This window comes from Sinomonas gamaensis (assembly GCF_005876955.1).
Taxonomy (GTDB): domain Bacteria; phylum Actinomycetota; class Actinomycetes; order Actinomycetales; family Micrococcaceae; genus Sinomonas; species Sinomonas gamaensis.
In genome coordinates, this window is the sequence record NZ_SSCL01000002.1 from 441,866 (window position 1) to 453,786 (window position 11,921).

Sequence of the window (11,921 nt, forward strand, 5' to 3'; positions counted from 1 at the left end):
CGGCCGTTTTCGGCGTTCGGTCGGCTTGTTCGCCGTCGGCTAGCCCTGAGCCACGACCAACAGGAGGTCCCCGCCTTGGACCTGCTGCACGCCATTCATGACGACGCGCGAGACGCGACCGGCGGACGGCGTGGTGATGGAGGCCTCCATCTTCATGGCCTCGATCGTCGCGACCGTGTCACCGGCCTTGACGACGTCGCCCTCCCTCGCGGTGACCGTCACGGCCCCAGCGAACGGCGCGGCAACGTGGCCCGGGTTCGAGGCATCGGCCTTCTCCGCCTGCTGCACGTTGCTCTCGACGGAGCGGTCGCGGACCGAGACCGGGCGCGACTGGCCGTTGAGCAGCGCGAGCACCGTCCGCATGCCCTTCTCGTCGGGCTCGGACACCGCCTCGAGCTGCGCGATGAGGCGCACGCCGCGCTCAAGCTCGATCACGTGCTCCTTGCCGCGCTGGAACCCGTAGAGGTAGTCGCGCGTGTCCAGCACGGACAGGTTCCCGTAGGTCTCGCGGCTCGTGAGGTAGTCCTTGGTCGGGCCGGGGAAGAGGAGCCGGTTGAGCGTGGCCCGGCGCGTCGCGGAGTCGCCCCGAAGAGCCTCCGAATCCTCGCTGCTCAGGGTCTCCTCGCGGACCTTCACGGTCCGGCCTTGCAGCGCCTTCGTGCGGAACGGCTCGGGCCAGCCCCCGGGCGGGTCGCCGAGTTCGCCGCCGAGGAAGCCGATCACGGAGTCCGGGATGTCGTACTTCTGCGGGTTCTCCTGGAAGTCCGCGGGATCCGCGTTGAGGCCCACGAGGTGCAGCGCGAGGTCGCCCACGACCTTCGACGACGGCGTCACCTTGACCAGGTGGCCGAGGATCCGATCCGCCGCGGTGTACATGTCCTCGATCGCCTCGAACCGCTCCCCGAGGCCGAGCGCGATGGCCTGCTGGCGCAGGTTGGACAGCTGGCCGCCGGGGATCTCGTGGCGGTACACGCGGCCCGTCGGCCCCGGGAGCCCCGACTCGAACGGCGCGTAGACGCGACGCACGGCTTCCCAATACGGCTCGAGGGCGCTCACTGCCTCGAGCGAGATCCCCGTATCGCGCGGGGTGTGCGCGAGCGCCGCGACGAGCGCGGAAGCCGGCGGCTGGCTCGTCGTGCCCGCGAGTGACGCCGAGGCGACGTCGACGGCGTCGACCCCTGCCTCAACTGCGGCGAGCAGCGTGGCGAGCTGACCGCCCGCGGTGTCGTGCGTGTGGAGGTGGACCGGGAGGTCGAACCGCTCCCGGAGCGCCGAGACGAGCTTCGCGGCGGCCGCCGGACGCAGGAGGCCCGCCATGTCCTTGATGGCGAGGATGTGGGCACCCGCATCCACGATCCTCTGGGCGAGATCGAGGTAGTAGTCGAGCGTGTAGAGCGTCTCCTCGGGATCCAGAAGGTCGCCGGTGTAGCAGAGGGCCACTTCGGCGACCGCAGTGCCGGTCTCCCGGACAGCGCGGATCGCGGGAGCCATCTGGCTCACATCGTTGAGGGCGTCGAAGATCCTGAAGATGTCGATGCCCGTCGCGGCCGCTTCCTTCACGAAGGCGTCCGTGACCTCCTCGGGGTACGGGGTGTAGCCGACCGTGTTGCGCCCGCGCAGGAGCATCTGGATGCAGACGTTCGGGATGGCCGAGCGGAGAGCCGCGAGGCGATCCCACGGGTCCTCGCCGAGGAACCTGAGCGCAACATCGTAGGTCGCGCCGCCCCACGCCTCGACGGAGAGGAGCTGCGGGGTCAGCACGGACACTGCAGGCCCCGCGGCCACGAGGTCACGGGTCCGGACGCGCGTGGCGAGGAGCGACTGGTGCGCATCGCGGAACGTCGTGTCCGTGACGGCGACCGCGGTCTGCTCGCGCAGGGCCTTCGCAAAGCCCTCCGGGCCGAGCTCGAGGAGGCGCTGCCGCGATCCGGCAGGGGCCTTGGACAGGTCAACCGCGGGGAGCTTGTCCCGCGGGTCGGCGTGGACCGTGAGCTCGCCGTGGGGCTTGTTCACCGTCACATCGGCGAGCCAGCTCAGGAGCTTGGTGCCGCGGTCGGCGGAGCTGCGGGCGTGCAGAAGCTCGGGCCGCTCGTCGATGAACGAGGTGGCTACGTTGCCAGCCACGAAGTCGCTGTCGTCAAGGACGGCCTGCAGGAACGGGATGTTCGTGGAGACCCCGCGGATCCGGAACTCCGCCAGGGCTCGCCGGGCGCGCTTGACGGCCGTGGCGTAGTCGCGGCCGCGGCACGTGAGCTTGACGAGCATGGAGTCGAAGTGGGGGCTGATCTCCGCGCCCTGGTACACAGTTCCGCCATCAAGGCGGACACCCGCGCCGCCAGCGGAGCGGTAGCCCGTGATCTTCCCGACGTCGGGACGGAAGCCATTCGCGGGATCTTCCGTGGTAATGCGGCATTGCAGGGCAGCGCCCTTGAGCTGGATCGTCTCCTGGGAAAGGCCGAGGTCCGCCAGGGTCTCCCCCGACGCAATGCGAAGCTGCGCCTGGACCAGGTCGACGTCGGTGACCTCCTCGGTGACGGTGTGCTCCACCTGGATGCGCGGATTCATCTCGATGAACACGTGCTGGCCGGCCCGCTCGCCGACCGTGTCCACCAGGAACTCGACCGTTCCCGCGTTGACGTAGCCGAGGGCCTTGGCGAACTTGACGGCGTCCGCATAGAGGGCCTGGCGGATCGACTCGTCCAGCTGCGGGGCGGGCGCGATTTCGATGACCTTCTGGTGGCGGCGCTGCAGCGAGCAGTCGCGCTCGAAGAGGTGCACCACGTTGCCCTCGCCGTCGGCCAGGACCTGCACCTCGATGTGGCGCGGGCGCAGTACGGCCTGCTCGAGGAAGACAGTGGGGTCACCGAACGCCGCGTCGGCTTCGCGCATGGCCGCACTGAGGGCCTCGGGGAGGGCCTCCCGCGTGTCGACGCGGCGCATGCCACGACCGCCGCCGCCCGCAACGGCCTTGACGAAGATGGGGAAGCCGATCGAATCCGCCGCAGCGATCAGCTCCTCGGCGTCCGCGCTCGGCGCGCTCGACTTCAGGACCGGGATCCCGGCCTTCCGGGCCGCCTCCAGCGCGTGGACCTTGTGGCCCGCGAGCTGCAGCACCTCTGCCGGGGGGCCCACGAAGGTAATGCCCGCCTCGGCGGCCGCGCGGGCGAGGTCCGGATTCTCCGAGAGGAAGCCGTAACCCGGATAGATCGCGTCCGCTCCGGCTTCCTTGGCGACGCGGATGATCTCGTCGATGTCGAGATATGCACGGACCGGATGGCCTTCCTCGCCAATGAGGTAGGCCTCGTCCGCCTTCTGACGGTGAATGGAATTTCGATCTTCATAGGGGAAGACCGCCACGGTCTTGGCACCAAGTTCGTAGCCAGCGCGGAACGCTCGGATGGCGATCTCTCCGCGGTTGGCCACCAAGATTTTCGAGAACACGTCGACTCCTGATCGGGGGCACTGAAAGGGGTCCGGCTAGGTGGTGCCTAGTCTCTACCGAAGCAAACTACCAACTCAACGCGGTGTGGCTGGAATCACGGCGTCAGGGGATGTAATGTGCCGCGCCATAAGTGGCAGGGCTGGACCTGAGTGCACCCGAGTGACCACTAGGATGGTGAAGGTCGGCCAGCGGATAGAGGTAGTGGATTCTCCAGTGCAAGTAGTCAGCATCAGCAGCCTCAAGGGTGGAGTCGGTAAGACCTCGGTCACCACCGGCCTCGCCTCCGCAGCCCTTGCCGCCGGCATCCCGACCCTCGTCGTCGATCTCGACCCCCACGCCGATGCGTCGACGGCCTTAGGCGTGGCCGCCGATGGCAAGGCCGAGATCGCGCGGATGCTGAAGTCGCCCCGCAGGACGCCACTCAGCGACAACGTGGTCAGCAGCAGCTGGGTTCGCCGCGCGGCCAGCTTGGAAGGACGCGGGCAGCGCAAGCTCGATGTCGCCTTCGGCGGTTCCCTCAGCAGCGTGTACGACCGGCCGGATCTGGGGCGCCGCGACCTCAAGCGGCTCTCCACGGTGCTCGAGGGCGTCGAGGGCTATGACCTGGTCCTCATCGACTGCCCACCCTCGCTCAACGGCTTGACGCGAATGGCGTGGGGAGCCAGCAACAGGGTTCTGCTCGTTGCCGAGCCCGGCTTGTTCTCCGTTGCCGGCACCGAGCGGACCATGCGGGCCATTCAGCTGTTCCGCCAAGAGTCGGCAACGAAGCTCGCCCCCGCGGGGATCATCGCCAACCGCGTTCGGCAGTCCTCCACGGAGCACGCCTACCGACTCGAGGAGATGAAGCAGATGTTCGGCCCGCTGCTCCTCACGCCCAACATTCCCGAACTCGCGAACTGGCAGCAGATTCAGGGTGCGGCCCATGCCGTGCACCACTGGCCCGGAGACGCCGCTCGCACCACCGCTGCCCTCTACGACGAGCTCCTCGACGCAGTCATGAAGCAGAACCGCGAGTTCCGCTCCCGATCGGCTCGCTGAGACCCACGAGCACACTGACAACCACAAACACACTGACAACCACAAAAAAGGGCACCCGCAAGGGTGCCCTTCGTGTGTGAGGCTGCGGACGCCGTCGTCCTCTGCTCAGCCGGTCTTCCGCGCAGCGCGGCGGCGGCTCAGCTCATCGCCCGGGAACGACTGATCCTCCGCGTGCTCGCTCGGGAGCTCCGCGAGGCTCCCCTCGACCTCCCGCCACACGCGACCCACGGCGATGCCGAACACGCCCTGGCCGCCCTGGACGAGATCGATCACTTCGTCAGCGGAGGTGCACTCGTACACCGATGCCCCGTCGCTCATCAGGGTGATCTGCGCGAGATCCTCGACCCCGCGCTCGCGGAGATGGCCCACGGCGATGCGGATCTGCTGCAGGGACACACCCGTGTCCAGCAGCCGCTTGACCACCTTCAGGACGAGGATGTCCCGGAAACCGTAGAGGCGCTGAGAGCCGCTGCCGGCCGCACCGCGCACGGTGGGCTCAACGAGACCCGTGCGGGCCCAGTAGTCGAGCTGGCGGTACGTGATGCCAGCTGCCTTGCACGCCGTCGGACCGCGGTAGCCGGCCTCCTCGTCGAGAACAGGAAGGTCCTCGCTGAACAGCAGGCCCTGCTCCCCGACGGGGACATCGACACCGGGGCCGCTGATCTGACGCAGCTGGCCTGGCTCGCCCTTGGTGGGACTCACGTCACCCTCCTTCTCTCGCTCCCCCTGAGGATGCTGCACCGCCCAAGAGGGGGCCCGGAAAGAGCAGCACTGTAATTACACCGATCAGCGCAACTACCAGTGTCGCCCCTAAAAGGCCAACGATGCAATGGGAGCGTCCACTCACGACGTTAGAGGGGGCGGGTCCCGAAATCAAAGACCCCGGCCTCGGGGCTTTCCGTGTCGGCCTATTCGTCGAAGTCCTCGGGCTCCACATCGGCGAGGAACTCCCGGAAACGTCGCATCTCGCGCTCCTCTTCCTCGGGGGTCGGGGCCGCCTCCTCGGTGCCTTCCTCGCTCCCCTCCGCTAGCTGCACCCCGGCCTCCTCGAGGACGGCGTCGGCACACCAGATGCGACAGCTCACCCGCAGCGCCACGGCAAGCGCGTCTGAAGCGCGCGACTCGATGACCGTTCCGTCGTCGAACCCGAGCTGAGCGTAGAACACGCTGTCCTGGACGGCCACGATCGTCGCGCTCACCACCTGACGTCCAAGGCCGTGGACCACGTTCACGAGGAGATCATGCGTGAGGGGGCGCGGAGGAACCACGTGCTGTTGGGCGAGGGCGATCGCACTGGCCTCCGCCGTGCCGATCCAGATGGGCAGGTGTCGCTCGCCGTGCTTTTCCTTGAGGAGCACGAGCGGCTGATTGGACGGCAGCTCGATCCGCACGCCCACGACCTCGACTTCGATCATCACCCCTCCATTCTGGAAATGCGGCCATGCACGAGCGCCCGATGCAGCGTCAGGCACAGGTCGCTGATCTCCCGGGCCGTCTCAGCCGTGCGGGCGCGCGCCGCTTCGTCACGGCGGGAGGCGACGGGTGCAACCGCACGCTCCACCAACCCGAATTCCCGCTCGGCGGCCGCGCGGAACAGGCCGAGGTGCCGCGGCTCGATCCCGTGGGACTCAAGCTGCACGCAGGCACGGGCCACCTGGAGCGCGTGCTCGTCGTAGCGGTCGTCCTCAGGGGCGATGAGCCCGAAGCTCCGAAGCGACTCGACGAAGGAGGCGCTTGCCCCGGACTCGGCACGGAGCTGCTCTTCGGTGAGCGAGCGGGGACGCGTGGTCTGCAGCTCCGCCGCGACCTCATCGCTCACCGCCCGGGGGGCGAGGCTCAAGCCCCCGGGGAGTTTCTCGGGGCGTTCGCCGCGGTCGATGGCGTCGAGATAGTCCTTGATGACCTTGAGCGGAAGGTACTGATCTCGCTGGAGGGCCAGAACGAACCGGAGACGTTCCACATCGCGCTCCCCGTATTGGCGGTAGCCTGCGGGCGTGCGCTGGGGCGAGATGAGGCCCTTCTCCTCCAAGAAGCGGATCTTCGACGCCGTCATGCCCGGGAACTCGTCGGCCAGGGCCGCGAGGACATCCCCGATGTTGAGGCTCGGCGCGCCCCTGCGCTCAGAATGAGCGAGTGCCATGCGCTCCCCCTAGGCGGACCTCGCCGTGTTGCGGGCAGGGCTCTGGTAGTAAGTCAGACGGAACTTGCCGATCTGGACCTCGGAGCCGGTCCGCAGCGTCACCCGGTCGACGCGATCGTGGTTCACGTAGGTTCCGTTCAGGCTTCCCGCGTCCACAACCTCGAATCCGCCGTTGTCGACACGGCGGAACTCGGCGTGGCGTCGCGAGACGGTGACGTCGTCGAGGAAGATGTCCGCGTTCGGATGCCGGCCCACGGTCGTCGATGCGGAGTCGAGCAGGAAGCGGGCCCCCGCGTTCGGGCCGGAATGGGCGATCAGCAGGGCCGAGCCGAACGGAAGAGCCGCAATGGCCGAGGCCTCCTCCGACGTCAGCTGACGGGTACGGAGGGGCTCCTGTCCAATGGGCGGCAGATGAATGGACGTCGTCTCCGACGCCGAGACATCGCGTTGCGTGGCCTCTCCCGCGTCCAGACCACGACGCTCCTCGCTGCCCATCATTCCTCCTCTTCGGTGTATCCCCAGATTTCTACCCTACCTGCTGTTCGTACTGGGATGCACTGAGCAGATCGTCGACCTCCGACGCGTCCTTGAGCCGGACATCGAAGAGCCAGCCCTCGCCGTACGGATCGCTGTTCACGAGCGCCGGATCGCCGTCGAGCGCCTCGTTGCGGGCCACGATCGTCCCACCGACCGGGGCGTAGATGTCACTCACGCTCTTGGTCGATTCGACCTCGCCGACGACCGCATTCGCGCTTACCTCAGTGCCGACTTCCGGCACCTGGACATAGACGACGTCGCCGAGAGCGTCCTGCGCGAAATCGGTGATGCCCACTCGCACCACGCCGTCCTCGCTGGACGTGGCCACCCACTCGTGCTCGGCGGTGTAGGAGAGGTCGGCGGGGACATTGCTCATGGTGCTCGCCTTTCGTCGAAGCGGTGCCCGGAAATTTCGTCGGCGGAAAATTCATCGCGACTGGGCGGTATCGCAGAAAGTATAGGCACAACGTTTCCCCTGCTCAGTGCGCCGTTTCCCCCTGTTCGGTGCGTCATTTTCTGGGACGATGGACGGTGGCAGGAGGGTTACCAAGCGCTGAGGAAAGGGATGGCAATGCCCGAACTCCCAGAGGTCACGGCACTCGCGGCGTATCTCGACGAGCGGCTCAAGGGCGCAACGATCGAGCAGGCACGCTTCCCGGCCATCCATGCCCTCAAGACGGCTGATCCCCCGTACACCTCCCTCGTGGGGCGTCGGGTGGAATCCGTGGGCCGGCGGGGGAAGTTCGTCGTCCTCAACACCTCCCCCGGCGGCGATGCAGACGAACCGAAGGACGACGACGAAGCCCGGATCTTCGTCGTCGTGCACCTTTCGCTCGCCGGGTGGATGCGGATCTCCGACCAGCTCCCTGAGCCGACTCCCGTCCGCGGGAAGGGCTACGTTGCGGCACGCTTCGGGTTCGTCCGCGACGACGAGGTCACCGGCATCGACCTCACCGAGGCCGGAACGTGGAAGCGCCTCGCCATCTTCATCGTGCGCAGGCTCGAGGACGTGCCCGCGATCGCCGACCTCGGCCCCGAACCGCTCGAGCCCGAGTTCACGCTCGAGCGGTTCCGCGGGCTCCTCAACCGCAGACAGCAGATCAAGGGACTCCTGCGGGACCAGAAGACCATCGCCGGGATCGGCAACGCCTACAGCGACGAGATCCTGCACGCGGCGAAGATCTCCCCCTTTGCCATCGCTTCGACTCTGGACGACGAGGAGACCTCTCGCCTCTACACATCGCTGCGGACGACCCTCGAGGACGCTGTCGGCGACGCGCTGGGCCACGCGCCGGACGAGCTCAAGGATGAGAAGCGCCGGACCATGCGAGTCCACCGTCGAACCGGCGAGCCGTGCCCCGTGTGCGGTGACACGATCCGCGAGGTGACCTTCTCCGACAGCGCCCTGCAGTACTGCCCGACGTGCCAGACCGGCGGCAAGATCCTCGCCGACAGGACCACGTCGAAGTTCCTCAAATAGGCACGTCGAAGTTCCTCAAATAGGAAGGAGCTCCTCGGCCAAGCCGAGGAGCTCCTTCCTATGAGGGGAGCGTGGATCAGGCCCGCCCGATCTCCGCCTTCTGTTCCTCGCGGTCCACGTAGCCGTACAGCTCCGGGAGGATGAGCCATGCCGAGAGGAAGCCGATCAGGGAGAGGATCGAGACGGCGAGCGTCGCCCCAACCTTGCCCCAGGAAGCGGTCATGATCGGGAACACGAACGCTCCGAAGAACGAAGCGCCCTTCACGAACACGTAGCCGAAACCCGAGGCCGTGGCCCGGAACCGCGACGGCGCGACCATCGAGGTGATCGTCATGCCGTTCGAGGCGTCCCAGTAGTGGCCCCACATCAGCACACACGCGCCGATGACGATGAGCCACTGGATGTTGGCCCCCAGGGCGAACGCGCCCACGATCAGGCCGAGGAAGGCCAGGCCGAAGCCCCACATCGCCACGCCCTTATGCCCGATCTTCGCGATCATGATCGGGGCCACGAAACCCGAGATCGTCGCGAGGACGTAGATCGCGGCCGTGACGAGGTTCGTTCCCGTGATGTTCGAGCTCGCGCCGCTGCCGGCAACGCCGACGCCCGCAGTGACGAGGATGACCGGAAGGTAGAAGCCGAACGCAGTGAACTCGGCACCCTGGCAGGCGTTCGAGATCCAGCCGAAGATCGTGGCCCGCCGCTTGATCGGGTCGGCCCAGATCACCCTGAGGAAGTCGCTCACCTTGGACTTCTCGATCTCGACGTCGTGGTTCGGGAGCATCTCGAGCGGATCGTCGAAGAGGCGCTGTGAGACTTCCTTGGCCTTGATGAACTGCCCTCGGTGGATCAGCGACATCGGGGTCTCTGGCAGGTTGAGCCGCGCGAGGAGCAGGATGAGCGCCGGGACGGCGCCAATGGCGAGCGCGACGCGCCACAGGATCTCGTGCGGCATGCCGGTCACGTACATGATGGTGATGACCACGATCGAGAAGACCTCGCCGAGGCCGAACATGAACTGCCAGCGGCTGCCCATGACCTCGCGGGCGCCCTTGGACATCGACTCCATGATGTAGGCGTAGCCGTTGGAGATGTCGCTGCCCAGCGGGATGCCGATGAGGAACCGGACGATGATCAGGTCCCACACGCTGACCGAGAAGCCTTGGACGATCGCCAGCACGATGAACAGCACCATCGTGAGGATGAAGACCGCTTTGCGACCCAACCGGTCTGCGACGTAGCCGCCGATCAGTGCCCCGATGAGCGCGCCGCCTTGGACGCCGGCGGTCACGAGCCCCAGCTCGGTGGGTGTCGGGTGGTATTCCGCAGTGATGAAGACCAGGACGAAGGAGATCGCGTAGAGATCCCATGCCTCGATGAGGATCGTGGCGATCATCATCCAGCCGCCTCTGAAGCTGGACGTGGTCCCGGGTTTGTTCAGGAGGACTTCGGTTGCCTCATCGGACAGCCGACGGATTGTGGCTTGGTCCATCTTCGCCCCTTGTGTCGTGGGGTCTTCGTGGCGCCTCACGAGACTCCGTTACCGTCCCGGTAGACCGGGCCCACTGGTCCGCTTACCCGGCTTCGCGAAGATTGAATCCAGAATGTGCCCGCTTCACGCGATCGGATCCCCCTGAACCGGGCCTTCGGTGTTGGACTTCCACCCGAGCGCGGGAGCGACGTGCTCCGCGAAAGCGCTGAGGATGTGCAGGTTGTACTCGACGCCGAGCTGGTTCGGGACGGTGAGCATGACGGTGTCCGCCGCCATGACCGCCGTGTCCTTCCTGAGCTGTTCGATGAGATCGTCCGGCTCGGCGGCGTACGTCTTGCCGAAGGTTGATCGGAAGCCGTCGATGATGCCCACCTGATCCCCTTCCGGACGAGAGCCGAAGTACATGGCGTCCCGCGAGGTCACGATCGGGAAGATGCTCCGGCTCACCGAGACGCGCGGCGCACGCGTATGCCCGGCCTCCTTGTAGGCGGCACGGTATCGGTCGATCTGCTCGCGTTGGAGTTCGTGGAACGGAACCCCCGCGTCCTCGGTGAGCAGCGTGGAGCTCATGAGGTTGAGCCCGAGCATGCCGGTCCATTCCGCGGTGCTCCGGGTGCCGCTCCCCCACCAGATCCGGTCCCTCAATCCGGGCGAGCGGGGTTCGACCGGCAGTTTGGTGCCGGTTGCGAACTGGTGGGGATCGGCGTCCGCCACCCCCTCGCCGTCGATCGCCCGAAGGAACAGCTCGAACTTCTCGCGCGCCAGATCTGCCCCGCGCGGATCCGCGGATCCGGTGTATCCGAAGGCCTCATAGCCTCTGAGGGCGGGCTCGGGCGAGCCCCGGCTGATGCCGAGGGCGATGCGATGACCGGCGATGATGTCGAGGGCAGCCGCCTCCTCGGCGAAGTAGAGGGGATTCTCGTACCTGAAGTCGATGACGCCGGTCCCCACTTCGATCCGCTGGGTCCGGGCCGCCATGGCACTGAGCAGCGGGATGGGCGAGGCCTGCTGGGGCGCGAAGTGATGGACGCGCACGTAGGCCCCGTTCACACCGATCTCGTCGGCCCCGACGGCGAGGTCGATGGTCTGGCGGATCATGTCCGCCGCGGTTGGCGTCTGCGAGCCGCGGAACGGTCCGTAGTGGCCGAACGAGAGGAATCCGAAGGCTTTCACATGAGCCCCTAACCCGCTGGAGCCCGCCGGCATTCCCGCCGTGGAATCACTCCCCTGTCGCGCCGTCGATGGATTCCCGGATCAGGTCGGCGTGGCCGTTGTGACGCGCATATTCCTCGATGAGATGGGTCAGGACCCAGCGCAGGGAGACCAGGCGGCGGCCGTCGTCGTCGAACACGTCCGCGAGCGCGCCGTCGCCGCGCGAGAGGAGCCCGCCGATGATCTCCCTCGACCGCGCGACCCGCTCTGCCCACAGCGCGCGGAGGCTCGCGCCGTCGTCGTCCTTCGCGCTGTGCCACTCCCAGTCGCGGTCCGCTTCCCAGTCCACGCTCGCCCAAGGTTCTGACATCGGCTGCCCGCCGAGCACCTCGGCGCACCAGCCGTCCTCGACGTAGGCGAGATGCTTGAGCAGGCCGCCGAGCGTCATGGTCGACGGCGGAAGGGTCGCCCGGAGCTGTTCGTCGCTGAGGCCGCGGCACTTCCTCTCGAGCGTGGCGCGCTGGTACTCGAGGAAGCCGACGAGCGTCTCGGCTTCGCTCCCCTTCAGGGGCGGCTCGAGACGGTCGTCTGCGTCAGGGGAAGGGATGCTCATGCGGGTACGCTACCGGGCCGCCGCGGA

General features: G+C 67.3%; 11 protein-coding genes. 2 read left to right on the forward strand and 9 right to left on the reverse strand.

Annotation, left to right across the window (positions count from 1 at the left end; genetic code table 11):
• Positions 1-39: 39 nt before the first annotated feature.
• Positions 40-3,441, reverse strand: a complete 3,402-nt coding sequence (locus tag E5679_RS04535; protein WP_138413875.1) for a pyruvate carboxylase — start codon at positions 3,439-3,441, stop codon at positions 40-42.
• 214 nt (positions 3,442-3,655) lie between these two features.
• On the opposite strand from E5679_RS04535, the gene E5679_RS04540 reads away from it, so the two are divergent.
• Positions 3,656-4,480 (forward strand): ParA family protein, encoded by an 825-nt coding sequence (locus E5679_RS04540; protein WP_138413876.1) that lies wholly within the window; start codon positions 3,656-3,658, stop codon positions 4,478-4,480.
• 105 nt (positions 4,481-4,585) lie between these two features.
• Here the strand turns inward: E5679_RS04540 and E5679_RS04545 are convergent, their stop codons facing one another.
• The 5 genes from E5679_RS04545 to gcvH form a co-directional block, all read right to left on the reverse strand.
• Positions 4,586-5,182, reverse strand: a complete 597-nt coding sequence (locus E5679_RS04545; protein WP_138413877.1) for a MerR family transcriptional regulator — start codon at positions 5,180-5,182, stop codon at positions 4,586-4,588.
• A gap of 206 nt (positions 5,183-5,388) precedes the next feature.
• Positions 5,389-5,895, reverse strand: coding sequence for a bifunctional nuclease family protein (locus E5679_RS04550; protein WP_138413878.1), 507 nt, complete (start codon positions 5,893-5,895; stop codon positions 5,389-5,391).
• Positions 5,895-6,620: a transcriptional regulator FtsR gene (gene ftsR, locus E5679_RS04555; RefSeq protein WP_138413879.1), complete on the reverse strand. Its 726-nt coding sequence runs from the start codon at positions 6,618-6,620 to the stop codon at positions 5,895-5,897. Before ftsR ends, E5679_RS04550 begins: the two co-directional genes overlap by 1 nt.
• 9 nt (positions 6,621-6,629) lie before the next feature.
• Positions 6,630-7,115, reverse strand: coding sequence for an FHA domain-containing protein (locus E5679_RS04560; protein ID WP_249335951.1), 486 nt, complete (start codon positions 7,113-7,115; stop codon positions 6,630-6,632).
• Positions 7,116-7,146: 31 nt separating this feature from the next.
• Complete coding sequence (gene gcvH, locus E5679_RS04565; RefSeq protein WP_138413881.1) at positions 7,147-7,533, reverse strand: glycine cleavage system protein GcvH; 387 nt, start codon at positions 7,531-7,533, stop codon at positions 7,147-7,149.
• Between the two features lie 195 nt (positions 7,534-7,728).
• Between gcvH and E5679_RS04570 the strand changes: the two genes are divergently transcribed.
• On the forward strand, positions 7,729-8,637 hold the full coding sequence (locus E5679_RS04570) for an Fpg/Nei family DNA glycosylase (RefSeq protein ID WP_138413882.1): 909 nt from the start codon (positions 7,729-7,731) through the stop codon (positions 8,635-8,637).
• A 76-nt stretch (positions 8,638-8,713) separates the two neighbouring features.
• Here E5679_RS04570 and E5679_RS04575 read toward each other — a convergent pair whose 3' ends face one another.
• The 3 genes from E5679_RS04575 to E5679_RS04585 form a co-directional block, all read right to left on the reverse strand.
• Positions 8,714-10,129, reverse strand: coding sequence for an MFS transporter (locus tag E5679_RS04575; protein WP_138413883.1), 1,416 nt, complete (start codon positions 10,127-10,129; stop codon positions 8,714-8,716).
• 123 nt (positions 10,130-10,252) lie between these two features.
• Positions 10,253-11,302: an LLM class flavin-dependent oxidoreductase gene (locus tag E5679_RS04580; RefSeq protein WP_138413884.1), complete on the reverse strand. Its 1,050-nt coding sequence runs from the start codon at positions 11,300-11,302 to the stop codon at positions 10,253-10,255.
• Between the two features lie 46 nt (positions 11,303-11,348).
• Positions 11,349-11,894, reverse strand: coding sequence for a DinB family protein (locus E5679_RS04585; protein WP_138413885.1), 546 nt, complete (start codon positions 11,892-11,894; stop codon positions 11,349-11,351).
• Between the last annotated feature and the right edge of the window lie 27 nt (positions 11,895-11,921).

Bases quoted from the DNA above. Each gene is read 5' to 3' on its own strand.
- E5679_RS04585 (WP_138413885.1), bottom strand. From the start codon at position 11,894: ATGAGCATCCCTTCCCCTGACGCAGACGACCGTCTCGAGCCGCCCCTG.
- gcvH (WP_138413881.1), bottom strand. From the start codon at position 7,533: ATGAGCAATGTCCCCGCCGACCTCTCCTACACCGCCGAGCACGAGTGG.
- E5679_RS04550 (WP_138413878.1), bottom strand. From the start codon at position 5,895: ATGATCGAAGTCGAGGTCGTGGGCGTGCGGATCGAGCTGCCGTCCAAT.
- E5679_RS04575 (WP_138413883.1), bottom strand. From the start codon at position 10,129: ATGGACCAAGCCACAATCCGTCGGCTGTCCGATGAGGCAACCGAAGTC.
- E5679_RS04570 (WP_138413882.1), top strand. From the start codon at position 7,729: ATGCCCGAACTCCCAGAGGTCACGGCACTCGCGGCGTATCTCGACGAG.
- E5679_RS04560 (WP_249335951.1), bottom strand. From the start codon at position 7,115: ATGGGCAGCGAGGAGCGTCGTGGTCTGGACGCGGGAGAGGCCACGCAA.
- ftsR (WP_138413879.1), bottom strand. From the start codon at position 6,620: ATGGCACTCGCTCATTCTGAGCGCAGGGGCGCGCCGAGCCTCAACATC.